Origin of the sequence: Priestia sp. FSL H7-0729 (assembly GCF_038005685.1) — a bacterium.
Taxonomy (GTDB): Bacteria; Bacillota; Bacilli; order Paenibacillales; family Paenibacillaceae; genus Paenibacillus.
In genome coordinates, this window is sequence record NZ_JBBOTQ010000013.1 from 109,369 (window position 1) to 135,361 (window position 25,993).

The window sequence follows — 25,993 nt, forward strand, 5'->3', positions numbered from 1 at the left end:
GAGGATGAGACAAATGCAGACAACTAGCCTGGCTTTACATACGGATAAATATCAGATCAATATGATGTACGCCCATTGGGTGAATGGTACGCAAAAGCGGAAGGCGGTATTTGAGGCCTATTTCCGTAAGCTTCCTTTTGGTAACGGATATGCGGTATTTGCCGGATTGGAACGGATTGTGAACTATATCAGCCAGCTTCGGTTTACGATGGACGACATCAAATTTTTATCCAAACAAGAGGAAAATTACGATCCGGTCTTTCTGGAAGAATTGCTCCAGTTTTCATTTCAGGGGACGATTCATTCCATGAAAGAGGGGGCCATTGTTTTCCCTGACGAACCGCTCATTCGGGTAGAAGGCTCCATCATGGAGACACAATTGGTGGAGACGGCGATACTTAACTTCATGAATTATCAGACGTTGATTGCAACCAAGGCTTCGCGGATCAAACAGGTAGCCCAACAGGATACGTTGCTCGAATTCGGTACACGGCGTGCACAGGAAGCCGATGCTGCCATCTGGGGCGCACGTGCCTCGTATGTAGCAGGCTTCCATGCAACGTCCAACATGCTGGCTGGTGAGCGCTTCGGAATCCCAACAGCAGGCACACATGCCCATTCCTGGGTACAGAGCTTTATGAGTGAACAGGAGGCGTTTGACGTGTATGCCAAAGTGTTGCCTGATCAGGTTACACTGTTGGTCGATACCTTTGACACGTTGAACAGTGGTGTACCTCATGCCATTAAGACAGCCAAGAAGTTGGAGAGCCAAGGTAAAAAGATGAATGCGATTCGTCTGGACAGTGGTGACCTCGCGTACTTGTCCATTCAGGCACGTCAGATGCTGGATGAGGCTGGTCTGGATTATGTGAAAATTGTAGCATCCAATGATTTGGATGAAAATACGATTTTCAACCTGAAGGCTCAGGGAGCACGGATTGATACATGGGGTGTCGGTACACAGTTGATTACGGCTTCTGACCAGCCATCTTTGGGTGGCGTATACAAATTGGTGGAGCGTGAAGTGGACGGTGCTATGCTGCCTACGATCAAAATATCTGCCAATCCCGAAAAGGTGTCCACTCCTGGTAAAAAGGAAGTGTTCCGGATTATTGATCCGAAACATGGAAAAGCGATTGCAGATTATATCTGCTATCCCGATGAAGAGCAGCCGCTACAGGGCGGACCTCTCAAGCTGTTCAACCCGCTACACCCTTACCTGAAAAAGACCGTTACCCGCTACGAAGCGGTAAATATGCTGGAGCCGATCTTTGTGAACGGGCGCAAAGTGTATGAGCTGCCTAATCTGGATGAGATTCGGGCGTACCATCGGGAGCAGATGAACCTGTTCTGGCCTGAATACCAACGTAAGCTTAACCCGGAGATCTACCGTGTGAACATCAGCCCTGCGGCATGGAATATGAAGCAGAAACTCATTGCGGAACATGTGAAATCCACAGAGGAATGATCTAAACTCAAGAATGACAATGAGGCATAGCCAGTAAGAATACTGGCTTATGCCTTTTTGATGATCATGGAATGTATACGTGTTTAGCGAAGCTTGAACGATTCGATGCTTACAAGCAAAATTTCAGCTAAACGCGGTCTGCCTTCAGAAATTATGTCGATAGACATTTTTTATATGATCCGATGACATGGACACGTATGTAAGAAATCTCATGGACAGACCGCCAAGGTAGCAGGCTATACTGATAATGGTCATCAGCAATTCAAGAAGTTGTAGGGAATAGCAGTCATTATTTCTCGGGAAAGCGCAGGAGACGCCAAATTCTGCAACTATTGATTCAATCCCATAGCTGTAGGGGATGAAAGTAAGAGGAGGTGCAGACATGAGATGGATATTGGGTCTGATCTGGATCGCTTTTATTGCCTATGCATTGTTGTTGGCACCGGGGCAATCACCTGGAAGTGATCCGATATTCAAAGAACTAATCACCATGCAAAGCAAAGAGCCTTGGTTACTTACTGTGTTTTCGTGGTTAGGTATTTTCCCGGCAGTTTATGCCTGTATGCTGTTAAGAACATCTGTGAAAGAACGAGGTGCACGTGTACCGGCTTGGCCTTTTGTTTTGCTTTCTTTTGGACTAGGTGCTTTTGCGCTGCTTCCCTACTATGTCTGGTCATCATCCGCAAATAGAGCTTCGGGTTATACAAGCTTGCATTTTGGTCGTCAGCGGGAATCGGGAATTGCAAGGGTAGCGGCTCACAAACTGACGCATGTAGTTCTACTGCTGTTAATGCTGGGGACAACATTTTATGCCGTGATGCAAGGTCATCCGGATGTATATATGGACGCGTTCAAACAATCTTCCTTTGTACATATCATGACGATTGATTTTGTGCTGTTGACCTTGCTTTCCGTGATTGCGATATACAGGGATGCCAAAGGCAGTCGACGTTCACCAGCTTGGGCCGCGGCAGGCATTATTCCCATAGTGGGTCCACTAATCTATCTGTTGACGCTCAGGAGAGACAGAGCTTGATCATTACGTTAAGCCTGAATGCGAACAATTCATGTGCTTAATGGAAAAATATATAAAATCCGAAGAAGGAGTGGCTATCGATGAAAAACCAGTTTAACGCATATGTTGTCCGTAAAGAAGAACAGGGCGGAGTGAAAGCTTCCATAGAACAACTAAAGCAGGAAGATCTGCCAAACGGAGATGTAACGGTACAGGTGCAATATTCCAGTGTCAATTATAAAGACGGACTCGCGACGCTTGAAAAGGGTGGTGTCGTTCGTGAATACCCGATGATACCGGGAATCGATCTAGCCGGAACGGTAGAGGAGTCCGTAAGTGGACGTTTTGCACCAGGAGATCGGGTGATCAGTACAGGGTTCGAACCGGGCGTATCCCATTACGGAGGGTACAGCGAGTATGCTCGTCTGCGCAGTGAATGGCTGGTGCCGCTGCCGCCGGGTCTCAGTGAGAAAGAAGCCATGGCGATTGGAACCGCAGGATTCACGGCTGCACTTTCGGTAGATGCGCTTCTGCAAGCTGGAGTTACACCGGATATGGGTAAAGTTCTGGTTACGGGTGCAACAGGTGGCGTTGGAACTATGGCCGTTGCGATTCTGGCGAAACTCGGTTTTGAAGTAACAGCCAGCACAGGCAAGAAGGATCAGGAGGAGTCATTACTCCGAAACTTGGGAGCCACAGAGGTGATTACTCGTGAACAAGCTGATGCTCCAGCTAAAGGAGCCATGGGGAAACAGCTGTGGGCAGGCGTTGTTGATCCAACAGGAGGCCCAGCTCTCGCGGAACGATTGAAACAGATTCAATACGGAGGAGCGGTTGCGGTATCCGGGTTAACTGGAGGCACAGCTTTTGAATCGACGGTACTTCCATTTATTTTGCGTGGCATCCAGCTTATTGGTATAGACTCTGTCTATTGTCCTATGGAACGGCGAGAGCGGGTATGGAAACTGCTCGGGGGAGAATGGAAACCGGAGAGAGCGCTGGAATTGGGAATCCGCGAAATTTCTCTAAACCAGTTGCCTCATACGCTGGAGACGATACTCCAAGGTGGTGCAGTAGGTCGGACTGTGGTCAATACGATATCAGACCTGCCATCCGCATAAGATTCCAAGTCCTTAGACATGCTAATTCTACCTGATTGGGTCACAGTACATGTGGCTAGAAAGGAAGGATTGGCATGTGGTTTGGAAGAAAAGTGCGAAATCTGTTTCGCGGAACAATGAAATCGGTACTTGTAAGTGGCGTATTGCTCACGAGCGTCTGGTCCCTGACGGCTTGTTCGGCATCCTCCATTGAGCAGGAGCGGAAGGTCTACACCCGCGAAGCGACAGATGAAGGAAATGTGCGAGCACAGAGTCAAGGACACGGATTAAATGGTGAATTAGCAAGTGAGATCAGTAAGAGTTTTGAAGCAAAAGGCATTCAGCTGATGAATAATATGACGGCCGATGACGGCCATGGTGGGATTTCTTATATGTATTTGTTGAATGGAAGTGGCAGACACATTGTGAAAGTTCATATTTTCAGTGATGCAGCTACCCGGGCTGCGAGCATGAAACAAATGTATAGTGAGAATCGGGATGAGGCTGTCTTGGAGAATGCGCTTGGCCGGACAACGATTCGCAGCAAAGGGGACGTCTCACTCGTATATACAGCTTCTGGTGGGGAAAAGGACAAGTATGAACAGGATGTTATGCAGGTGTTCCAACATGTGCTGGGGCAACTAAGGTAAGTAGAGCGAGATCCCCTTCGTAATTTACCATACAGCTGAAAATAAACCCGAAAAACCCGTCTGATCTTTCAGACGGGTTTATATATTTCACGCATGACATGCCGCAGTTCAGGCAAAATGAGTTTTTCCATGGCCAACTTGACGGCACCTTTGGAACCCGGCATGGAGAATACCGCTGTGCGTCCGATTGTTCCAGCGACGGCTCTGCTCAGGATGGCAGCGGAACCGATATCCTCGGTGTAGCTGAGAAAACGGAAGATCTCACCGAAACCCGGGAGTTCCTTGTCGAGTAGTGAGGATACTGCTTCGTAAGTTGTATCTCGGGGTGCAATTCCTGTTCCGCCGCTGAGCAGCACGGCTTCGACATCATCACGAACAGTTGCATCTTGCAGGATGCTTCGAATGTTCTCCGTTTCGTCTGGTGTGATGATATATTCAACAATCTGATAACCTGCTTCACTCAGAAGCTGATGCATGAGCTGACCACTGGTATCGGTGTCTTTGGTGCGCGTGTCAGACACTGTAACAATCATGCACGATACCGTGGTCGGAGCTTCCTGGCGATGTTGTTCCACTGAATTAGTCATGAAACTTCCTCCTTCAATCAACATGTTCCTCATAGCATAGACCATCCGTTAGCATCAGGCAATGTACTGGGGAAGAATTGAACATGATTGCATAACGAATGCGGGATGGTGTACACTCGCTAGATATAGATAGACTAGGTTACAAGAAGGACAATCAGAGAGGTGTATACGCATGAATGAAACGATTTTAAAAGAACAATCCATACCTGTATATATACTTTCAGGTTTTTTGGGAAGTGGCAAAACAACACTGCTTGTTCAGTTGATCGAACATTGGCAACAGCAGGGTTTGCGTCCCGCAGTGGTTATGAATGAGTTAGGCGAAGTCAATCTGGATGGTCAGATTGTGGATTCCACCGTTCCCTTGACAGAGATGTTAGGTGGCTGCATCTGTTGTACCGTGCGTGGTGATCTAGGATTGCAACTTGCTGATCTCGTTCAGGAGGAATCACCTGATGTGATCGTTATTGAAGCAACCGGTGCGGCGAATCCAATGGAGATTCTGGATGCGGTAACGGAGACCTCGCTATACATGCGACTGGAACTGAAAAGTCTCATTACCGTTGTGGATGCAGCACATCTATCTGGTCTATATCAGGAGCAGAAGGGGCAGACCTTCAAACTGATGCAGGAGCAGATTCGCTGTGCGTCTGTGCTTCTCTTGAACAAAACGGATCGGGTGAGTGCACAGGAACTGAATGAGCTGGAGCAGCTTTTGGCAAAATGGAATGGCTTCGCACCTGTAATTCCTACAGTCAAATGTGAGGTGGATATGGATCTGCTGCTTCGCAGCGGGGCAGACGTGCACGTGCGTGATTCAGCTTCTGAATCAGGTAAGCATGCTCAACAAGAGCATCATGTGCATACGGAAACCTGTGGTACACATGGCTGCAATCATGGACATGAACATACACATCATACAGTCCAAGGCGATGCTACGAATACTGACGCATCCCATAGCCATGACCAAGGTCGCGAGCATTCCGCTCCTCATGCCTCACACGAACATGTTATGGTGTATACACATTATTTCAGTCATCCGGTAAACAGCGAAGCATTTGAACAATTTGTATCTGCATTGCCACGGGACGTCTATCGAGCAAAAGGCATTTTATCGTTTAGTGACACAGCGAGCCGATTCTGGTTCCAGTATGCCTACCGTGAATCGGACTACATGAAGATTACACCTCAGGGAGAAGTCCCTAATGTGGCTGTGTTTATAGGTGAACATTTTGACCAAACTGTCATTCGTGACCAATTGCTGGAATTGGAAGCGATAAAGTAGGTTAGATGATTCAATATTCCTCCGTACTGGGTATTAAGAAGCATAGCAAACTTTGCCTGGGAGGTAACTTTAAATGACACAACAACAATATCAACAATGTATCGATGCTTGCCTGGAAAGCATGAATGCTTGCAACGTATGTTACATATCGAGTCTGAAAGAATATGATCTGGCGATGCTGCGTGATTGTATCCGTTTGAATCGGGAATGTGCGGAGATCTGCAGTTTTGCTGCACAAGCGATGACACGTGGAAGTGATTTCATTGCTGAAATATGCGAATTGTGTGTGAAAGCTTGTGAAGCTTGCGCCGCTGAATGTGGCAAACATCACCATGATCACTGCCAAGCATGTGCAGAGGCTTGCCGCAAATGTGCAGAAGCTTGCCGGTTGATGGCAGCGGTAGCGTAAATATCAATTCTTTGAATTATGATAAAACGGATAAGTTGATCCCCTAACCGAAGGCAATGAACCTAGGACATCTGCGACGATGTGCCTAGACGTTGCCTTTCAGTAGGGGATTTTTAATGTACAATTTTGTTCATAAGCGGGTACATTCTTCTCGGCTTAAATCCTCTGGTTGCCAGATCAGACCAAGGTATGTATAATGATGGGAATGAAATTGAAACGAAGAATATCAATGATCGGGAGAGTAACCAGATCCATACATGACAGCGAGCCGGGAGAGGTGGAAGCCGGTATGACATGACCTGAGTGAACCGCACCCGTGAGATGGTTATCCGAAAAGATGTACATATCCCGATTGGGGATAGGTCAGATCTGTCTGAGGGCAACCCGGCTTGCGACCGTTATACGCATCGAGCGGAACAGGTTCTACGGGTATGCATGTTGATGCATATTAGGAGTAGCTGTTCACCTAGAGTGGTACCGCGGGAACTGTTAAGTCAGCTCTCGTCTCTTATGTAGAGACGAGAGCTTTTTTGTGTTTATTTTCAGCCACTAATGAATGGATAAGGAGTGTTTGACATGTTGATGAAGCAGGCTGCGGCCGATATTGCCCCTTTAACGGGATTGAATGAAGAAGAGGTTCTGAGATTACTGGAAGTCCCACCTCAAGTGGAGATGGGGGATGCAGCATTCCCTTGTTTTGCATTGGCGAAGTCTTTAAAAAAAGCACCGGCAGTCATTGCCTCTGAGCTCGCAAATGGATTACAGTCATCTGGAATTGAAGCGACTCCGGCCGGGCCGTATGTAAATATCCGCTTTAATCGGGAGGAGCTCGCACCGAATCTGCTAAAAGAACTGGGGGATGCAGCATTCGGTAAGCTTCAGCTTGGTCAGGGTTCGCGTGTCGTGATTGATATGTCTTCCCCTAACATCGCGAAACCCTTCGGAATTGGACATTTGCGTTCTACTGTAATCGGTGCTGCACTGTATCGGTTGTATAACGAAGCGGGTTATACCTCCGTAAGTGTGAATCATCTGGGAGACTGGGGCACCCAGTTTGGCAAGCAGATCGCAGCATACAAAAGATGGGGCAATGATGAAGCATTGCAGGCAGATCCGATCCGTACGTCCCTGGAACTGTATGTGCGCTTCCACGATGAGGCGGAGAACGATCCTTCTCTGGAGATGGAGGCACGGGAGTGGTTCCGCAAGCTGGAGCAAAGGGATGAAGAAGCACAGCGGTTATGGGCGTTCTTTGTGGAAGTAAGCATGCAGGAATTCAACCGAATGTATGAACGTCTGAATGTACAGTTCGACCATACGTTGGGGGAGAGCTTTTACAATGACAAGATGGGCGCTGTGGTTGAAGAACTCAAGGCGAAAGGTTTACTTGAAGAGAGTGATGGAGCACTCGTGGTACGTCTGGAGGACGAGAACATGCCCCCATGCCTGATTATCAAAAAAGACGGAACAACCATCTATCCTACACGGGATTTGGCTACGGCGGTCTATCGCCATGAGGTGATGAAGGCAGATCGGTTGTTATACGTGGTCGGAGGCGAGCAGAAACTTCATTTCCGGCAGGTATTCGCGGTCCTGTCCCGCATGGGGCATGATTGGTCTGCGAATTGTGAACATATCCCTTTTGGATTAATGCGTTTTGAGGGACGGAAAATGTCTACACGCCGGGGTAAAGTCGTCTTCTTGCAGGAGGTTTTGGATGAAGCAGTTGCTCGTGCTTTGCAGATTATTCAGGAGAAAAACCCGAATCTGGAGAACCCTCAGAAAGTGGCCGAGGCTGTTGGTGTAGGTGCTATTATCTTCGGTGATCTGCGTAATAATCGGTTAAATGATGTGGACTTCTCATTGGAAGATGCCGTGAGTTTCGAAGGAGAGACCGGACCTTATGTGCAATATACCCATGCCCGGATTCAAAGTGTGCTTGCCAAGGCAGAAGAAGCGATACGTGTAGAAAATGAAAACCATCTGACTAGCGCCAGCCTTGCGGATGGTGAGAATGAAACAGTGACCACTTCATCCAGTATCGGAGATACCGCTTGGGCATTGCTGAAACTGCTCAGTGAATATCCGGAGTATCTGACAAAAGCAATACATCGGAATGAGCCTTCGGTCATTGCCAAATATACAATAGATGTTGCTCAAGCGTTCAACCGCTTCTATCACGCTGAACGGATTGCAGATGCGTCATCTGATGAAAGATCCTTCCGGGTGGCGTTGGCTGAGCGTACTGCTGAACGACTCTCGTACAGCCTGTATTTGCTTGGTGTACAGGCCCCAGAACGGATGTGATTCCAGTGAAATGGAGTACACGTGGACTTTTCAGGAATTCTGAGCAAGCTGCACCAGACTCATCAGATCGAGGTATAATGCTTCAACAAGTGAGCAAACGATTAGGTACTGCTCAAGTATTGAATCAAATTAATCTGGAAGTGAAGCAGGGCGAATGTGCTGTGCTTGTTGGCAGAAACGGCTCAGGCAAAAGTACATTGTTACGTATATTGGCGGGGATCTTATTGCCTAATACAGGATCGATTCAGCGTACAATAAAAGGTTCTGAGAAATATGCAGTAGATGGTCTGCCACGTGTACCTTTTACATCTGAAGAGTACTTGTGGGAGATGGGACGGATTCGGGGCATTCGCCCCGAAGTACTGCGTGGGCGGATTAGAGAACTTAGTGAACTTTTATATCTGGATACCGCGATCAATCAGAAGTTACCTCTATTGTCCAAAGGCACATTGCAAAAAGTAAATTTGATTCAAGCCCTGTTACCTGGACCGGGTGGCCTTTTATTGCTGGATGAACCGTTATCGGGCTTGGATATTCCAGCTCAAGAGGCTGTCGTATCCTTATTGGGGCAATGGAAGGATAAGGGGACATCCCTCGTTACTGCTTGCCATGAACCTTTGCTTATTGAACGTTTGGCGGACCAGGTGATTGTGTTGAAGAAAGGCAGCGTGCTCCGCTACTGGAGTCGAGAAGATATACTGCAAGCTGGCGAACCAGTTGTATATATTCAAAGTCTGGCTCCTGCTGGAGAGGATCTGGCTAACGAACCATCCATCTCACATCAACCGGGGGTGTTGTCTTTAGTTCGTAATACAACCTTGGGGAACACACAATCTTGGGTGTGGGATTGGAGAGTGGTTCAACAATCAACAGATGATGTCCTCAGAATGATCCTGGCAACAAAAGGTTCGATTCTGTCTGTACAACAGGAGGAAAGTCAATTACATATGGAAAGTCTGCTGGAAGGAAAACATCCAGCTGTACATGCGAGTCGTGGTGGTGTCACAGAATCTGTGGATTTAAGCTCTTCCATGGATGATGCGGGAGGAGAAGCCGAATGATCTATCTGACCCGATATTTGTTAAGGCATCACATTCGCTCACAGAAATATTTTGCACCGGTTATCTTTTATATCATCGCCATGTTGCTAATCTATTCCTACAAACCCAACCCAATTGCGGACAGTTACAGTGTCACGGCTATGTTGTTATTCCTGGCGGCGGCTTGGCATGGAGTAATGGTGATGAATACCGAACCTGCGAAGCAGTTTCAATTACTCGTCCTTCATGCGGGGAGCAGGCGTAAAGTTGTAGCAAGTCAACTCATCTGTGCTTGGATCATGCAATTCATGCTTACCGCAATTACTGTGCTATATCCCGTGTTCGCAGGAATGTTCGAAAGACAACCCACAGGTGAGGAGTGGATGATGACTTGGTTAGGACATCTGGGATTGTCGTTGCTAGGCTTGGGCATCAGTGTATTCTTTCAAAAATCGTACATTCCCTTGCTTAGTCGCAGTATGCCGGCCCTCATTATTGTATTATTAATATCGTTTATCCAAGGTTCCTTAAGTGAACGTTTGCCTGAATTGTTAGAATGGTTTGGCCGCATGCTTCCACCAGCCTTTTATCTGGTTCGTGAGATGATGTTATTTGATGGGTCAAAGATGGACTCGTTTGTTTCGGTTATGCTTTGGACTGTGCTCTACGCAATGGGGCTACTGATTATCCATGTGTGGCTGTCCGGAAGAAGAGATCTGCGTTGTTAGAAGACGCGCTTCCCGACAACTTGAATGTTGCTCTTGGTTTGGTTAGGATAGAGGGACATGAATTAGATAACATTGTACGGTTGAAGGAGGCGCTCGCAATGCAAAATACAGATATCCAGAATGGTGACATGCTGGACAGCGAACACTCCAGAGAATTGTTTGCCTATTACGGATTGGCAGTCTACTACGGGCAGGCGCTTGAACAGCAGCTGGTCAATCTGATTTTATTAATGAAAATGTCTCAGGGAAAGGCTGTGTCTGAAGAAGCTTTGGAGGATCTGTATGAACGAAAGATGAGCAGTTCGCTGGGTCAGCTCATCCACGAAGTGCGCCATCATTTTACATTCTCTGAGGAAGAGACTCGCCAGTTAAACGAATTATGGCAGCAACGTAACCGTATCGTACATCATTATTTCAAGGAACGTATTCATGAGACATTCAGTCCGGAAGGGCGATCACGCATGATTAAGGAATTGGAGGATTTCAAAGACCGCGCACAGGAGTTGGAGATCCGTCTTCAGCAATATACGGGGGCATGGATTGCAGAGCTTGGTCTGGATGCCGAATCCGCGGCAGCTCTGCAAACGCTGGAGCGTATGCATACCGAGAGTATGCAAGCAAGGGCTTTGGAAGAAGATGAATGACAAGCAAACGGATAACGAAACGTTGGATTGTACGGACAGCTCTGGCTGTAGTATTCGTTGGAGTCCTATGGACTGTCGTCACGGCAGTAAGCATAACTGCATATACGGATGAGGATTCATCCCGGATATCGGATGCAGCGATCATTCTGGGTGCTGCCGTTGAGGGGGATAACCCTTCTCCGGTATTTCGTGAACGTATTGAACACGGGATTGAATTATACCGTCAGGGTACCGTTCGTAATCTGCTTTTCACAGGCGGGTCAGGTGATGCTGGAGAACATACGGAAGCTGAAGTGGGTCAGAAATATGCCATCGCACACGGAGTAGATCCTGCCGACATTCGCATAGAGACCAAATCCAGAATTACCGAGGAGAACCTGTTCAATTCAATTCCAATTGGTCAACAGGCTGGTTATCAAACCTATACGATTGTGAGTGATCCGTTACATATGAAACGGGCCATGAAGCTGGCTGCCGGACTGGGTATGGATGCCGTACCCTCTCCGACACGAACTACGGCGTATCGAACCTGGCGTAGCAAGTTTCCTTTTCTCGCAAGGGAGACCGTGATGTACATGGGATATACGATCAAAGGATGGATAGACAATCCGCAGCAACCGTGAGGTTGCGCGCGGATTGCTTTTTTTGTCTGGGCGAAATAAACAGTAACGGAACAGGGCGGCCTGATCAAAATACCAAAAACGATCTACACTGCAAACCTCTAAGGTAGCTGAGTAGATCGTTTTTGGTATTACCTATTGCGTGCATAACATTATTGATTAATCAGTAAAAGAGGTTTCTGCTTTACTATTTTATGCATTTCCTCCTGCAAAGGAGGCGGATGTTCGAACGATCTCGCCCGACGGATTCTCCACCGCTGCTGCTTGCGCACCTTGCTGAAGCTGATACATCTTATAATATCGGCCTTTAAGCTCCATCAGTTCATCATGTGCACCCTGCTCAACGATTCGCCCTCGATGCAGAACCAGAATCTGATCTGCCGAACGAATGGTGGAGAGACGGTGAGCAATGATGAAGGTGGTACGTCCTTTTTTGAGGACTTCGAGTGCGTTCTGAATGAGAGCTTCCGTTTCCGTATCAATATTGGCAGTCGCTTCATCCAGAATGAGGATAGCCGGATCAAAAGCCAGTGCACGAGCAAAGGAGATCAACTGACGCTGTCCAGCAGACAATGTGCTTCCTTTTTCAATGACAGGTTCGTCAAAGCCTTGAGGTAAATGAGCCAGTATGCGCTCGGCGCCTACATCACGCAGCGCCTGTTCAATTCGTTCACGGGAGATCTTCTCATCACCGAGACTAACGTTGGAAGCAATGGTGCCTGTGAACAGATACGGGTCTTGCAATACAATACCCATATGCTCGCGAATCCACTGTTTAGGCAGATCCTTGACGTTCTGACCATCGATTGTGATCTTGCCTTTTTGCGGATCATAGAACCGGAACAGCAGGTTGATGATTGAGCTTTTACCCGAACCGGTATGACCAACCAGAGCCACCGTCTGACCTTGTGATGCTTTAAACGAGATATTGTTAAGCACGAAGTCCTTTTTATAGGCAAAGGATACATCGTCGAAAACAACATTCCCCTTGTATCTTGGCATGGAGCCATCAGTTACGGGTTCTCCTTTTTCATCCATCAGCTCAAAGACGCGACCAGCGGATACGAGAGAGGAGTCCAAGTTGGCGAGCTGATTGACCATACCCGTGATTGGCTGGAACAAACGGCCCAGAACATCAACAAAGGCATACAGAACGCCCAATGAGATAATACTTGTGCCATCCAGCACACTGGAACCGAAGTACCACAGGACCACCGCAAAGGCGATATTCCGTAATACGTTAACCAGGTTATGTGAGGTGAAGGCATTCAGGTTAAGCATTTTGTTCTGGTGTTTCATATAGTCATCATTCAGATCTTCGAATTCCTGTTTGGTTTGTTTCTGATGGCGGAATACGCGGATAATGGACATCCCCTGAATGGACTCGTTAATGATTGCATTGATCTCACTCAGTCGGGACCGAATAATCGTATTGTACCGAGTGGCGAATTTGCGATAGAGCACAATCCATGTAATGAGCATCGGCACGACGAATAATGAAATCAGACCGAGGCGAACATCGAGCAGGAAGAGTGCGACATACACCCCTGTAATTGTGATGATTCCTGAGAAAAAGTTCGAAAGAACGGCAACGAACAGATCCTTGACGGCTTCTGTATCGTTCGTAACCCGAGATACAACTTTACCTGCGGGCAGGTTATCAAAAAAGTGTACCGGCAGTCGCTGAATGTGGGCATACACATCGTTACGCAGTCTTTGAATAACCTTGTTGGCCGAGGACTGCAGCCAGAATGTTTTACCAAACTCCATAATGACCGAGATCACGAGGAAAATCATGTAGTACACAATTAATTGATAGATGCTGGGCATCTCCGGTTTGTAAAAAGCAAACAGTTCACCAGCGGACAGAGGTGCTGCCGCATATTGGCCTGTCACTTCACCTGCACGTGTAACCGTGAGTGTTCCATCCGCATAGGTGCGATCCCCGTCAGGTGCACTGACCGGTTCGTTTACAAAATAAAAACTTCTGCCGGCTTGTAATACCCGCACTTCAGAACCTTTATTTTCATTCGGTTCGAACAAGCCTTCACGTTTGTAGTTCTTACCTTTGTAGACTGCGGCTTCATCTGAAGCTGTCGTCTCATAAAAAGGCTGCTCGATCGCGAGCAAGTGATTGTCGATCATGGATTTGGCGATGAACGGCCCGGCTAGCTCAGCCGCAACACCAATGGTAAGCATAATTAATGCAGCGATAAATGTTCCTTTGGCTTTCAAGGCGTAATCAAGTAGCCTTTTGCCTGTATTAGACTTCAATGAATTGACCTCCTACGTGGACAGATTGGACTCGACCTGTTGCCGTTCATACTGTTCACGGTACCAGCCGTTCATGGCTAACAATTCCTGGTGAGTGCCTTCTTCCGTAATTTTTCCGTGCTCCAGAACGATGATTCGGTCAGCATGTTCAATAGCGGACAGGCGATGAGTCGAGATCAGCGTGGTTTTACCCGAGCGTTTGTTGCGAATATTTTCAATGATTTTGGCTTCAGTACGTGCATCGACGGCAGACAAGGCATCATCAAGGATCAGAATATCAGGATTAGCGATAAAGGCACGCGCCAGCGATACCCGCTGTTTCTGTCCACCGGATAGCGAGATTCCTTTTTCACCAACAAGAGTATCCAGTCCATCGGATAAGGTTCCCAGATCCCCGTCAAAAGCGGCGGTACGAATGGCTTCCATGATGACTTCATCACTTGCCCCAGGCTTACCAAATTGAATGTTCTGACGAACCGATTTGGAGAACAGGACTTGTTCTTGTGGTACGTACCCAATCCAGCTGTGCAAGTCATCTTTGGCGATATCCTGAATCGGATGACCCGAGATACTTAATGTGCCCGAACCGGCAGGGTATTCATGAAGCAGTTGTTTGAGCAAAGTAGACTTACCGCTACCCGTACGACCCACAACTCCCAATGTTTGACCCCGTCGAAGCGAAAAGCTGATATGACTGAGATTGTCGACAGTTGAACTTGGGTAACGGAATGTAACATCCTGCATGGAAATTTCTTCAGGATTCGTAACGTGGGCTGGTTGCTCCACATCTTGTACAGTAGGCTCTACCGATAAAGTCTCGTTGACCCGATCAAGGGAAGCGCTACCGCGCTGCATCAGGTTAATCAATTCGCCGATGGCGAACATGGGCCAGATCATCATCCCCAGGTACATATTGAACGATACGAGATCCCCCAGGGTAATTTCATTATGAAATACAAGATATATGCCGTAGGCAAGCGCAATTACATAACTGAGTCCAACGAAGAGTCGGATCGTCGGTTCGAAAAGGGCATCCATTCTGGCAACGGCCAGATTTTTGCGATACACATCTTCGGTTACGTCGGCGAACCGTTTCTCGTCCAGACGTTCCTGCACATAAGCACGCACGACACGAATACCAGCGATGGATTCCAGCACCTGGTCGTTCATATCTCCGAATGCATCCTGTGCCAGGGTGTAACGTTGATGTACAGCTTTACCATAGATCATCATGGCAATAGCGATAAAAGGCAAAGGCAGGATTGCTGCCAAGGTTAGTTTCCAACTAACCAGGAAACCCATGGCGAACAATACAGTGGCCAAAAAGGCTGTAGAGTCTGTTAAGGTCAGCATGCCGAAGCCTGCTGTAGTGGCAATGGAACGAAGGTCATTGGTGGCACGAGCCATCAGATCACCGGTTCTGTTTTTCTCAAAAAAGGGAGGAGTCATCCGCAGCAAATGGTCCATAAAGCGTGAACGAAGTAGCCGCTCCACCAGATTGGCACCACCGAACAGTTTGTGCATCCAAACGTATGTAACCAGATAGATAATGATGACCGTTCCTAGAATAAGCAAGATATAACGCGTAAGTGAGGTGCCGGTAATGGAACCGCGCACAATCTCGTCGATGGCATTGCCAAGAAGACGAGGAGGCAGCAGTTCGGCAATGCCCACCAGAATAAGCAAGATGACACCGGTTAGGTATCGTTTGCGTTCCAGCCGGAAGAACCAGGCCAGGTTTTTAAGTACAGAGAACAAGTGTTATCCCTTCCTTTCGATGTCCGAGAACTGAAGATTCCGTTCATGTATGCCGAAATGTACCCACAAAAAAAGACATACCGCACGCAGGCGGTATGTCTTCATATCATCATACGGCAGCATGGCTCGGAGAACAGAGCCGCTACCATACATAAGTTCGATTGTGAGTAAACATCACAGAGGTTCTAATGAAAGAACGTCTTGTCATGCCGACTTATGAACAGAATAATGATTTCGGGTGTGCTCCGGTATTTAGTTGTGTGCTGAATAGACCTATCATATGTTTGTTAAACACCGTAATCACCCTTTCTTTTTTTGGAAATAAATGCAATGTAGACCTCGTATGTTTGCATCTTAACACCGGCTTTTACAATCTGTCAAACATTTTTCACAACTTATTTTGTCTTTATGTGGTCACTCGGGTTTGTATTCAGGTCCTTGTAGCGATATGATGGAACATATATATACAGAAGGAGCTGACACCAAATGAGTACCATACATGTATCCGACCAAGCTGCTCGCTGGTACAAGGAAGAACTGAATTTGAACGAGGGAGACAGCATCCGATTTTTTGCCCGTTATAGCTCTGGCGGAGGTCTTCACCCTGGATTTTCGCTCGGTATTGCTGTGGAGAAACCAAGACATCCTGCGGATCAGACCGAAGTGTCGGGGATTCAATTCTTTATGGAAGATCATGATTATTGGTATCTGAAAGGACACCAACTGCATGTCGATATCGTTGATGAGGGTCAGGACATCGAATATCGTTATACCGAAATTTAATTCTTGAAGTATTCTGCTAAGCAATAGATGGATCACAGGTCGCCACCGGCTTCCGAGTAGGAGGAGGGGATAAGCAGTGAATCTGCCACCACGAGATTTGGCCCAGTATATCGCAAAACGCTCTCATATTGTTGTTAAAGCAGCGGTGCGGGCTGAGAACGAACAAGGTGAATTGCTGCTGATTCAACATGCCGGGCACGGTCATTGGCGGATGCCAGCCGGTGAGATGCGCCCGGGGGAAGCCATTGAAGATGCTGCACATCGGGAGTTATGGGAAGAGACAGGTTGGACTGCGGGTACCATGACTCTGGAAGGTCTGTATTCGGGGCCGGATCTTCGATATCTGCATTCCAGCGGAGATGAAGAGTATTACGTCATTGCCTTGTTCCACACACTGATCATTCAGAATGACCTTGTAGAATCGCGTGTAAATAGTGATGCGGGTCTGAAGTTTTTTGCGCTGGAGTCGTTACCGCCTCTGAATGAGATTAGCCGAATTCTGTTAGCGCGAGATATTGCGGAATAAAATAAGTGGTGACGCAAAAAAATGACCTTGGCATCCACGATAAAGTGGAGACTGAGGTCATTTTTTTGTGTTCGGATTTCCGTGCACTCCGTGATGAATTACACCTGATCCAGTGGCTCATCATCCATTGCAAAATCAAAATCATCAATATCAAATACCTGTACAGGTGATTCCGATTCAATAATACGTGCAATCAGTTCAACCTGATCGGTGAGAATCGGTATACTCAGGCGCTGAGATGTCAGCAGCAGTTCGGTCTCAATGGGATCGAAATATTCCCCGTATTGTGCCGTATCTATTGCATTGATAATGGCAATGGATACTTGGTCACCAAATAAAATGGAGGGGCTTTTGGCCCATGGAACAAGTAACGCACGCTCTATTTTTTTCTTATTCAGCGGTTCCTCGAAATAAGAAATCATTTCATTGATTTTGGATTTCACATGCTGATCATCTGCCGGGTTATCCATCATGGGATCAGGACTGGTCTGGAATTCATAAAGCTCAAGGATGGTGGTATAAGGAACAATATATTCAACAGGCGCGGGCGGCGCTAGCAATTGACCGTAAATGGCCACCATCACGGCTTCTGTAATAAACTGACGTGACATGGTTCCTTAATCCTCCTGCGCCATTAATAGTTGCAAAGTGAATCTATACGTTTATGCAACAGCATAACCACAATATGGATTATTCTGTTGTAGACTCGTGTACATGATTTGCATGAATAGAAGTATATCACACAACGGTGGGAAATACAGCCAATCTGCCTAGCATGTCAGGTCACAAGCTTCACAACTTGAATCAGGATTTGCCCAGCAGCAATGATAAAATTCCCGCCGCAATCAATGGACCCACAGGTACACCCTTGAATAGGGCAACCCCAAGTACCGTTCCGATTAACAGCCCTGCAACGACAGTTGGCTGTGTACCCATCAGCGTAGCGCCACGTCCTCCGAGATATGCCACCAGTAATCCTACGCCAATGGCGAGCAGTGATTTCCAGTGCAGGAAAGACTCACCGATTGTCTGCAGACTCATTTTGCCACTGGCAAGAGGTGCCATCACGCCAATGGTCAGAATGATAATGCCCAGTGTAAGTCCGTATTTTTCAAGCCATGGAAATGCCTGATTCAGGTTCAGGACTCGTAGCAATAACAGAAATACCATCGCTACGGTCACAGGTGTGTTGCTGCTGATGATCCCGAGAGCCGCAAATACGAGCAACAGCAGGGAAGTCATATCCATGGTTTTCATTTCCCTTCAGTCTGTCCACGTTGTTTGCTAACGATATGTTCCGCAATGTAGCGTCCATGCCAGCGCCCGGATTCAATAAAGACTTCATTGGCATTACGCCCCGAAGCGATGACTCCGCCCACATATACACCAGGTACGCTGCTTTCCATCGTTTGTGCATCATATAGAGGTTTATCCATATCATCAGACATCTCCACACCTACCGATGTGAGTAGTTGACGATCTGGACGGAAACCGGTCATGGCCAGTACGAAGTCATTATCCAGTTCCCGAGTGGAACCATCCGTGTGTATCACACGAATTGAATCATCGAGTATTTCATTCACGCGTGATTCCAGGTGGAGTGTGATATGGCCTTTTGTCACCATGCTCTCGAATAGTGGGCGTACCCATGGTTTAATATGCTGGGACAGACCACTGCCGCGATAAACCATATCAATATGTGCTCCGACCCGAACAAGTTCCATGGCCGCATCCACGGCTGAGTTGCTTCCGCCAATAATGGCGACACGTGTGCGGGTATAAGGGTGGGCTTCCCGGAAGTAGTGGGTTACCTTATCTTTATCCTCTCCAGGGATGCCCAGATAGTTAGGGTGGTCAAAATAACCGGTAGCTACAACGACATTGCGTCCAACATGTACGATGGCTTCCCCGCGGCGATTGAGCGTATGTACCTCAAACGTACCATCATCCTTGCGTTTGATTTCACGGGCTTCCTCATAGTTATGAACACGCAGACCAAAATGTTCGGCTACCCTGCGATAATAGGCAAGTGCTTCATAACGAAATGGCTTATCATTAGGTGTGCTGAACGGAACGTTTCCGATCTCAAGCAGCGGGGCTGTGCTGAAAAACTGCATATGGGTTGGATACAGATAAATAGATTGAACGATATTGTATTTCTCAACGATCACAGCGGACAGTCCCAGCCGCTCACATTCAATGGCAGCAGACAGACCGCATGGGCCTCCGCCGATAATAATGACATCTTCCATGTTCTTAATCCTCCTTATTTCAAGCAATATAATCCTACCGTAAATAACGAGCCAATGCCAGTTCAAGCGTGGAGTTTAATTAGACAAGCTTACTTGAAACCAAAGGAGTTGACGTGCAGAGAAGAAAAGACTAATATCAAATTAGATATATGTCTAATTGAAAGCGAGATGAATGATAATGCAGCTGGAGAAAATTGTGGCTTATCATAAAGCGTTGGCTGACCCCACCCGGCTTCGCATGCTGCTCTTGTTGGCACAGGGTGAATTGCACGGACAGGCACTTGCCGAGCGGCTGAATCTGTCACAGCCAACCGTGACACATCATGCATCCAAGCTGAGAGAGGCGGCGCTGATTAAAGAACGACGGGAGAAAAATACAGTGTATTTCACACTCAATCCTTCGTTTATCCGTGAGAATGCACAGGCTTCGGTTGATTTTATCTTTGATCGAGAGGAGGTTACGGATATGAGTGATGTGAACGAAACCTTGAAAGCGTCGGTCATGAGAAATTTTTTCTCCAAAGATGGACGACTGCGTCAGATTCCGGCTCAATACAAGAAAAAACTGATTGTACTTGGTCATTTGGTCGAGCAGCTTGAATTTGGTCGGAAGTACACAGAGAAAGAGATCAATACATTTATAAAGCAATACCATGAAGACTTTGCCACGATTCGGCGGGAATTTATCATGCATCAGTTCATGTATCGGGAAGAGGAGATCTATGAATTGAATCCGAAGGAAATGTGGACACGCTGGGATCAGGTCAAATAGAGTAGCCGGTGGTAAAAAAATGTTTGGGCTTGACAATTGTAAAGCTCAGTGTGTAACATAATGGATAATTCTACAAGGGAGGCGATTGTTTATGACAAACTTAAATGCAGTATACGTTAATTTGAATATGAACAGCGTCTCCGGAACGGATCAATGCATGTAATTTTGCGTTAGCTGGATAGCAGTATCCATTTTAACGTGAAGTACCGCATGCTCAGATGAAGCCACGGGTGACGCACCCGTGGCTTTTTTGTTTGCCGATAGAAGGGCGTTCCTGAATTGTTTATAGCGGATGGTTAAATAGACTATCTGGTATGTCTGCAAGAAGGGATGATCTTTGGTTCAGCTAACTACGTATTGCCGCGGGCGTATTTCTACTCGTGTTTTTTTTGTTTTGATCTGAACCGGAGATAATTGTTCACTCGGCTTGAACGAAGTAAACAAACTTATTTTGGGAGGAATTTTTATTTTAGATAACCTTATTGAGAAGTACGGCTGGTCAGCAAAGTGGCAGAAACTGTGGCAGGATACAGGAATGGAAGAGCAGGAGAGAAAGCCGGCCAGAATTGTCGCAGACCATGGACATCTGCAACGTTTGATTACAGAAGAGGGCGAATGCTGGGGGAGAATTTCGGGTCGAATGCGTCATGATAGTCTGGAGACGAGCTTGGTACCAGCGGTTGGAGATTGGGTGGCGATTACAGGTCAGGTAGGTGAAGAAGCAATTATTCACAATCTGGTGCCACGTCAGAGCAGGGTATCGAGACAGGCGGCAGGTCCGGTGACCAAGGAACAATTAATCGCCGCAAACGTTGATACACTGTTAATCGTGGCTGCACTTAATCATGATTTCAACCTTAGGCGCCTCGAAAGATACGTGATGATGGCTTGGAATGGTGGCGTAAGGCCAGTCATTGTCTTGAGCAAAAGTGATCTGTGCAACAATGTGGAAGAACAGATCCGAAGTGTAGAGGGAATCGCTCCAGGCGTTGAAGTACTCGCGATATCTGCAGTGGAGGGGCAAGGGAAATCGCTACTTGAACGATATTTGCAGCCAGGGTTGACTGTTACGCTCACAGGATCTTCGGGTAGTGGCAAGTCTACGCTGGTGAACTGGATGATGGGTGAGGATGTGCAGCTCACACAATCCGTCCGCGAGGGAGACAGTCGTGGAAGACATACGACAACGCACCGGGAGATGTTTGTACTTCCACAGGGAGCCGTATTAATCGATACGCCAGGAATGCGTGAGCTTAATCTCTGGGATGAGGGGAATGATGGGCTGTCGCATGCGTTTGGAGAGATTGAAGAACTTGCGGCCATGTGCAGATTTCTGGATTGCAGTCATACACGGGAAGCTGGATGTGCAGTGAAAGAGGCGATACAGGAAGGTTCATTGGATGAAAAAAGACTGAATAATTATCTGAAAATGCAGAAGGAATTGCAATATCAGCAGCGCAAGGAAGAAGTGGCAACGAGAAGGCGTACCGCCTCCAGCAAACCGGCCAATAGTCGCAAACCCAAGCACGCCCGAAGTGTGAAAGAGTGGGAGGAAGCTTGAAATCAGGCGGGCATCATCCGGTACCTTGCATAAGATAGGTCAGGAGGGATGTCACTATGCCAGATTACAGGATTATTGTAGATCTGTCCGACCACATGTTATATCTTCTGGATGGCAACCAGGTGGTTAAGGGCTATCCCGTGGGCACTGGCAAAATGCTTACGCAGACGCCAAACGGGGAGTTCACGATTGTTAACAAACAATCCAATCCAGGTGGACCATTTGGCGTGTTGTGGATGGGGTTGTCTGCCCCCCATTATGGCATTCATGGAACCAATGAGCCTTGGTCTATTGGCAAATCCGTCTCCCATGGTTGTATACGCATGTACAACTCGGATGTACTCGATCTGTCTTCCAAGGTATCTGTAGGTACGAGAGTAACGATCCGGCCCTAGGGCCGGATTTTATTCTATGAGAGGTAATGATGTGGATGAATTTGGAATAATAGAAAGAAGAACATATAATATGGTAAAGCTACGGCAGTTTCGAGAGAGAGCGAGTGATAGCGATGCTGATCAGGCGTGCGGTTGAAGGGGATGCGGAGGGGATAGCCCATGTACATACGGAGAGTTGGAAAACAACATATCGGGGAATTGTGCCCGACGATTTTTTGGATCATTTGACTATAGAATCAAGATTGTCCCAGTGGGAGAAGACCATCCGTTCTGGCGAAAAGGATCAGATTCTGGTGGTAGCTGAACAGGATCTTGGGAACATTGTCGGATTTGCGTGTGGGGGTAAGGAGCGTGAGGGAAAAATACCTTATGATGGAGAGTTGTACGCTATATATTTGCTGAAGGAAGTGCAGCAAACAGGGATAGGTCAGCAACTGGCGACACATGTCGTTAAGCATCTGAAGGCTCACAATATGAAACGTTTGATTATATGGGCTTTGGAACGTAATTCAGCTTGCCGCTTTTATGAGAAGATGGGAGGTACTCCAGTCCATAAACAGTCCATCCGCATCGCTGGTCAAGATCTGATCGAAGTTGGCTACGGATGGGAAGACTTAAGCCTTTTTGGAGAGAAGAGTCTGCCTGACAGATGAAAGACGCGCAGGGGGCGGCAAGATACTGTGGATTGTGTTGTTTTCTTAAGCTTCAGGGAATGGAAGGTTTTAGGTCTACACGTTTGCGTAATTCTGAACAAGGTTAATGATGTATTACACCGTTATGCAGGTGTGACATTTAATCTTGAGCAGGAGGCGTATTCCAATGACTTTAATGGAGAACAAACATACAACATGGACGAAACAATATATTAATGGCCAATGGGTAGAGGGCTCCGGCGAGAAAACAATGGAGAATATCAATCCTTATACGGGAGAAGTTATTGCGACGTGGCGCTCTTCCAACAAAGAAGACATAGATAAAGCTTATGAAGCAGCTCAGAAAAATTCGATAGAATGGGCGAAGTCATTACCTGCTGTAAAGGAAGAGGTATTGCGTAAAGTTTCATCCTTGATGACAGAGCGAAAAGAGGAAATCATTCAACTTTTGATCACGGAATCGGGGAGTACCCGAATTAAATCGGAGGCGGAGTTTGCAGCGGCTAAACGCATTGTGGATGAAGCAGCGTCTTTCCCTTATCGCATGAAGGGGGAGATTATCCCGTCCAATACTCCTGGCAAAGAGAACCGTGTGGTTCGGGAGGCCAAGGGTGTGATTGGTGTCATCGGACCATGGAATTTCCCTTTGCATCTATGCCTGCGATCCGTAGCTCCGGCGATTGCTCTTGGCAATGGCGTGGTGATTAAACCAGCATCGGACACTCCGATTACAGCAGGCTGGCTCATTGCCGATTTGTTTGAACAGGCGGGACTGCCTGAGGGGGTGCTCAATGTTGTTGCTGGAAGTGGCAGCGAAATCGGGGATTACTTTGTCGCTCATCCGGTTCCAAAAGTGATTTCATTTACGGGTTCCACAGAAGTTGGACAGGGGATCGGTAAATTGGCGGGTGAACATTTAAAAGAAACGGCATTGGAACTAGGCGGCAACAACGCCATGGTTGTACTGGAAGATGCGGACATTGAACGAGCTGCCGAAGCCGCGGTCTTTGGCAAGTTTCTGCATCAGGGACAGATCTGCATGGCTCTGAATCGGTTCATTGTGCATGCCGATATTTACGACAGATTCGTCGATTCATTTGTAGCCAAAACGAAGAATGTGCAGTCAGGTGATCCGGCAGATGCCAAAACACTCGTGGGTCCTCTCATTCGGGAAAAAGAAGTAACACGATTGCTGGAGCTTGTGAACAAAGCCAAGGCCGAAGGCGCACGGTTATTGCTCGGTGGGACCAGTAAAGGCAGTGTGTTGTCTCCTACTGTACTTGCCGATGTTAAACCTGAACAAGATATCGTGCAGCAGGAATTGTTTGGCCCAGTGGCAGTGATCATGAAGGCTCATGATGAGCAGGAAGCTGTACGCTTGGCGAATGATACGCCTTATGGACTTAGTGGTTCCGTATTCACTAAAGATCTGAACCGAGGCTATCAGGTTGCCCAGCGCATTGAATCGGGTATGGTGCATGTAAATGATCAGTCTGTAAACGATGAAGCACATGTGATGTTTGGCGGTGAAAAAGCTTCGGGGATTGGACGTTTCGGTGGTGATTGGGCCATTGAGAAATTTACACGTACTCGCTGGATCAGCATTCAGCACCAATATCGGGAATATCCGGGAGTGAACGAAGTCGAAAAAGGATGAACTAGCAGAGGTATTTATGAATGATTAGAATGAGTTGCAAAAAGATCGACAAATCATGCGAAAGTCCGTCTCCAGCTTGGTGGGACGGGCTTTTGCACAATTTTACACCGCAACAAAATACGGCTTAATGTAAGAGATAAAAAGCTGTTTGGGAGCAACACTATCTGGTTATTTATGGATACACGGAAGAAACGATCCGTAAATCCAACGGCAAAGGGGCTTTTCAATCATGTCCATTGACCGCTTTATTCTGAGGAAACTGAATACCTGTCAGGAAGAACATACACGCGCCAATTTGGTTCGGCTGTTTGTCATTCGTATTCGTAAAGCCGAGATTGCGGAAGAACATGATGCTACCTATGTCCTGAGCAAACTGCACTGAGTGATGGCTGATCATAATTGTAGCTACCTGTTAATGTGCATATAACTCAAAAAAGGAAGCTTGTCTTTAGCGACAGCTTCCTTTTTCATGTCTTGTAGTGAATGTAGTTTGGATGACTCCTTTTAATATAACGATAAAGCAAGGGAGTCGTTTTCACTTCGACTGTGGAGAATGGCTTCTCCATTGACAATCTCAATACTAATTAAAGAATGCAGACATTTTTGAAGAGCGCGTTTACCATTGCTAATTTTATGCTCCAGAGCACTGCTAAGCAATCTTAATGTTTTCTGCATAGGTTGTTTGTTTTCTTGATTAAAGTATACGGGGATTGATTTGTTTTGAAAGGTTATTAGGGTTCTCACTTGAAATCACCTCACGGTTGTTATTTCATACAGGTAATATTAAATTCCAATGCTTAAAATTACCTTAAAATCAGCTTATGAAAACATAAAGGTGGGTAATGTTTGAAAAGTGTTCACAATTCAATTGTGAGCGAAGGAATAAAAGTCCTGAAAAACGAAACTTAATTACCATTTATATGGAACAAAATATAAAAAGTTTCGTATCCTCGCAATATACAAATGCATAACTGCCACAAAAGTTCTGAGTCGAATGTACGATATTTTAATATATACGTGGGTCATATGTAACAAAATTACAGATGGTACATTGCAAACAGGGTGTTTATATAAGAAAATAGGGTTGATATAACGATTCATTCTCTTTTTTTTGATTTAATCTGACATTAGGACAATTTACATATGAGACCATGGGAGGGATTCGGATGATTCTAACCGTGTATTCCGGCCGCGAGGAAGGTGAATGGTTCGACATCGATGTTCCGGATGAATGTACCATTGAACATTTGAAGACATTACTCGGCGTTCGCATTTTTGGACAGGCACCGGGAGACGGCATTCAGTACATCCTTGAAGCCAAGTTTCCGGAAGGTCTGTGGTTCTCTCCGCAGAATGCACAGCAGTTAATGGAAACTGGGCTGCGGCAAGGCAGTTGCGTACGTGTCCAGCGGGCTTTTTCTACGACTTCGGAAGAAGCGCCTGTGTATGGAAGACGTTCATTGTTTCAACAGGACAGCAACGAACAGAGCTCTTGAACGTATACATTCT

27 protein-coding genes are annotated in these 25,993 nt (G+C 46.8%); 20 read left to right on the forward strand and 7 right to left on the reverse strand.

Annotated features, from left to right (window positions below):
* Nucleotides 1-13: 13 nt before the first annotated feature.
* The 4 genes from MHH93_RS23210 to MHH93_RS23225 all read left to right on the forward strand — a co-directional run bounded on the left by MHH93_RS23210 (nucleotide 14) and on the right by MHH93_RS23225 (nucleotide 4,233).
* Complete coding sequence (locus tag MHH93_RS23210; RefSeq protein WP_500055942.1) at nucleotides 14-1,468, forward strand: nicotinate phosphoribosyltransferase; 1,455 nt, start codon at nucleotides 14-16, stop codon at nucleotides 1,466-1,468.
* 382 nt (nucleotides 1,469-1,850) lie between these two features.
* Nucleotides 1,851-2,504 carry a hypothetical protein gene (locus tag MHH93_RS23215; protein ID WP_500055943.1) on the forward strand — a complete coding sequence of 218 codons (654 nt, stop codon included), beginning with the start codon at nucleotides 1,851-1,853 and terminating at the stop codon, nucleotides 2,502-2,504.
* 80 nt (nucleotides 2,505-2,584) lie between these two features.
* Nucleotides 2,585-3,604, forward strand: a complete 1,020-nt coding sequence (locus MHH93_RS23220; RefSeq protein WP_500055944.1) for an oxidoreductase — start codon at nucleotides 2,585-2,587, stop codon at nucleotides 3,602-3,604.
* A 74-nt stretch (nucleotides 3,605-3,678) separates the two neighbouring features.
* Nucleotides 3,679-4,233 (forward strand): hypothetical protein, encoded by a 555-nt coding sequence (locus tag MHH93_RS23225; RefSeq protein WP_500055945.1) that lies wholly within the window; start codon nucleotides 3,679-3,681, stop codon nucleotides 4,231-4,233.
* A 68-nt stretch (nucleotides 4,234-4,301) separates the two neighbouring features.
* Here the strand turns inward: MHH93_RS23225 and MHH93_RS23230 are convergent, their stop codons facing one another.
* Nucleotides 4,302-4,820: a MogA/MoaB family molybdenum cofactor biosynthesis protein gene (locus tag MHH93_RS23230; RefSeq protein ID WP_500055946.1), complete on the reverse strand. Its 519-nt coding sequence runs from the start codon at nucleotides 4,818-4,820 to the stop codon at nucleotides 4,302-4,304.
* 172 nt (nucleotides 4,821-4,992) lie between these two features.
* On the opposite strand from MHH93_RS23230, the gene MHH93_RS23235 reads away from it, so the two are divergent.
* The 7 genes from MHH93_RS23235 to MHH93_RS23265 all read left to right on the forward strand — a co-directional run bounded on the left by MHH93_RS23235 (nucleotide 4,993) and on the right by MHH93_RS23265 (nucleotide 11,856).
* Entirely contained in the window at nucleotides 4,993-6,105 is a 1,113-nt protein-coding gene (locus MHH93_RS23235; protein WP_500055947.1) for a CobW family GTP-binding protein, read from the forward strand.
* Between the two features lie 73 nt (nucleotides 6,106-6,178).
* The gene (locus MHH93_RS23240; protein WP_500055948.1) at nucleotides 6,179-6,514 is read left to right on the forward strand and encodes a four-helix bundle copper-binding protein; all 336 of its coding nucleotides are present in this window, start codon (nucleotides 6,179-6,181) and stop codon (nucleotides 6,512-6,514) included.
* A 576-nt stretch (nucleotides 6,515-7,090) separates the two neighbouring features.
* Nucleotides 7,091-8,821 (forward strand): arginine--tRNA ligase, encoded by a 1,731-nt coding sequence (gene argS / locus MHH93_RS23245; RefSeq protein ID WP_500055949.1) that lies wholly within the window; start codon nucleotides 7,091-7,093, stop codon nucleotides 8,819-8,821.
* Nucleotides 8,822-8,826: 5 nt separating this feature from the next.
* Entirely contained in the window at nucleotides 8,827-9,882 is a 1,056-nt protein-coding gene (locus MHH93_RS23250) for an ATP-binding cassette domain-containing protein (protein ID WP_500055950.1), read from the forward strand.
* The gene (locus MHH93_RS23255; RefSeq protein WP_500055951.1) at nucleotides 9,879-10,589 is read left to right on the forward strand and encodes a hypothetical protein; all 711 of its coding nucleotides are present in this window, start codon (nucleotides 9,879-9,881) and stop codon (nucleotides 10,587-10,589) included. Before MHH93_RS23250 ends, MHH93_RS23255 begins: the two co-directional genes overlap by 4 nt.
* A 98-nt stretch (nucleotides 10,590-10,687) precedes the next feature.
* Nucleotides 10,688-11,233, forward strand: coding sequence for a hypothetical protein (locus MHH93_RS23260; protein WP_500055952.1), 546 nt, complete (start codon nucleotides 10,688-10,690; stop codon nucleotides 11,231-11,233).
* Complete coding sequence (locus tag MHH93_RS23265) at nucleotides 11,230-11,856, forward strand: YdcF family protein (RefSeq protein WP_500055953.1); 627 nt, start codon at nucleotides 11,230-11,232, stop codon at nucleotides 11,854-11,856. The genes MHH93_RS23260 and MHH93_RS23265 overlap by 4 nt, the downstream gene beginning before the upstream one ends.
* 189 nt (nucleotides 11,857-12,045) lie before the next feature.
* On the opposite strand, the gene MHH93_RS23270 is transcribed toward MHH93_RS23265, so the two are convergent.
* Both MHH93_RS23270 and MHH93_RS23275 read right to left on the reverse strand, forming a co-directional pair.
* Nucleotides 12,046-14,127 carry an ABC transporter ATP-binding protein gene (locus MHH93_RS23270; protein WP_500055954.1) on the reverse strand — a complete coding sequence of 694 codons (2,082 nt, stop codon included), beginning with the start codon at nucleotides 14,125-14,127 and terminating at the stop codon, nucleotides 12,046-12,048.
* 12 nt (nucleotides 14,128-14,139) lie between these two features.
* A complete protein-coding gene (locus MHH93_RS23275; RefSeq protein WP_500055955.1) occupies nucleotides 14,140-15,885 on the reverse strand; it encodes an ABC transporter ATP-binding protein in 1,746 nt (581 codons plus the stop codon).
* A gap of 486 nt (nucleotides 15,886-16,371) precedes the next feature.
* Between MHH93_RS23275 and MHH93_RS23280 the strand changes: the two genes are divergently transcribed.
* The gene (locus MHH93_RS23280) at nucleotides 16,372-16,668 is read left to right on the forward strand and encodes a HesB/YadR/YfhF family protein (RefSeq protein WP_017689086.1); all 297 of its coding nucleotides are present in this window, start codon (nucleotides 16,372-16,374) and stop codon (nucleotides 16,666-16,668) included.
* A 76-nt stretch (nucleotides 16,669-16,744) separates the two neighbouring features.
* Nucleotides 16,745-17,194, forward strand: coding sequence for an NUDIX domain-containing protein (locus tag MHH93_RS23285; protein WP_500055956.1), 450 nt, complete (start codon nucleotides 16,745-16,747; stop codon nucleotides 17,192-17,194).
* Nucleotides 17,195-17,292: 98 nt separating this feature from the next.
* Here MHH93_RS23285 and MHH93_RS23290 read toward each other — a convergent pair whose 3' ends face one another.
* The 3 genes from MHH93_RS23290 to MHH93_RS23300 all read right to left on the reverse strand — a co-directional run bounded on the left by MHH93_RS23290 (nucleotide 17,293) and on the right by MHH93_RS23300 (nucleotide 19,446).
* On the reverse strand, nucleotides 17,293-17,805 hold the full coding sequence (locus MHH93_RS23290) for a hypothetical protein (RefSeq protein WP_036609214.1): 513 nt from the start codon (nucleotides 17,803-17,805) through the stop codon (nucleotides 17,293-17,295).
* Nucleotides 17,806-17,998: 193 nt separating this feature from the next.
* Nucleotides 17,999-18,442: a DUF441 domain-containing protein gene (locus tag MHH93_RS23295; RefSeq protein WP_036609212.1), complete on the reverse strand. Its 444-nt coding sequence runs from the start codon at nucleotides 18,440-18,442 to the stop codon at nucleotides 17,999-18,001.
* Between the two features lie 5 nt (nucleotides 18,443-18,447).
* The gene (locus MHH93_RS23300) at nucleotides 18,448-19,446 is read right to left on the reverse strand and encodes a YpdA family putative bacillithiol disulfide reductase (protein WP_500055957.1); all 999 of its coding nucleotides are present in this window, start codon (nucleotides 19,444-19,446) and stop codon (nucleotides 18,448-18,450) included.
* 178 nt (nucleotides 19,447-19,624) lie between these two features.
* On the opposite strand from MHH93_RS23300, the gene MHH93_RS23305 reads away from it, so the two are divergent.
* The 6 genes from MHH93_RS23305 to MHH93_RS23330 all read left to right on the forward strand — a co-directional run bounded on the left by MHH93_RS23305 (nucleotide 19,625) and on the right by MHH93_RS23330 (nucleotide 24,866).
* Nucleotides 19,625-20,218, forward strand: a complete 594-nt coding sequence (locus MHH93_RS23305; RefSeq protein WP_500055958.1) for a DUF2087 domain-containing protein — start codon at nucleotides 19,625-19,627, stop codon at nucleotides 20,216-20,218.
* Between the two features lie 535 nt (nucleotides 20,219-20,753).
* Entirely contained in the window at nucleotides 20,754-21,779 is a 1,026-nt protein-coding gene (gene rsgA / locus MHH93_RS23310) for a ribosome small subunit-dependent GTPase A (RefSeq protein WP_500055959.1), read from the forward strand.
* A gap of 56 nt (nucleotides 21,780-21,835) precedes the next feature.
* Nucleotides 21,836-22,174, forward strand: a complete 339-nt coding sequence (locus MHH93_RS23315; RefSeq protein ID WP_500055960.1) for a L,D-transpeptidase — start codon at nucleotides 21,836-21,838, stop codon at nucleotides 22,172-22,174.
* Nucleotides 22,175-22,287: 113 nt separating this feature from the next.
* The gene (locus MHH93_RS23320; protein WP_500055961.1) at nucleotides 22,288-22,827 is read left to right on the forward strand and encodes a GNAT family N-acetyltransferase; all 540 of its coding nucleotides are present in this window, start codon (nucleotides 22,288-22,290) and stop codon (nucleotides 22,825-22,827) included.
* 166 nt (nucleotides 22,828-22,993) lie between these two features.
* Complete coding sequence (locus MHH93_RS23325) at nucleotides 22,994-24,484, forward strand: aldehyde dehydrogenase family protein (RefSeq protein ID WP_500055962.1); 1,491 nt, start codon at nucleotides 22,994-22,996, stop codon at nucleotides 24,482-24,484.
* 229 nt (nucleotides 24,485-24,713) lie between these two features.
* Complete coding sequence (locus tag MHH93_RS23330; protein ID WP_500055963.1) at nucleotides 24,714-24,866, forward strand: hypothetical protein; 153 nt, start codon at nucleotides 24,714-24,716, stop codon at nucleotides 24,864-24,866.
* 122 nt (nucleotides 24,867-24,988) lie between these two features.
* Here MHH93_RS23330 and MHH93_RS23335 read toward each other — a convergent pair whose 3' ends face one another.
* Nucleotides 24,989-25,228 carry a hypothetical protein gene (locus MHH93_RS23335; protein WP_076330720.1) on the reverse strand — a complete coding sequence of 80 codons (240 nt, stop codon included), beginning with the start codon at nucleotides 25,226-25,228 and terminating at the stop codon, nucleotides 24,989-24,991.
* 422 nt (nucleotides 25,229-25,650) lie between these two features.
* Here MHH93_RS23335 and MHH93_RS23340 point away from each other — a divergent pair, with 422 nt between their 5' ends.
* Nucleotides 25,651-25,980 carry a hypothetical protein gene (locus MHH93_RS23340; RefSeq protein ID WP_500055964.1) on the forward strand — a complete coding sequence of 110 codons (330 nt, stop codon included), beginning with the start codon at nucleotides 25,651-25,653 and terminating at the stop codon, nucleotides 25,978-25,980.
* The last annotated feature ends 13 nt before the right edge of the window (nucleotides 25,981-25,993 follow it).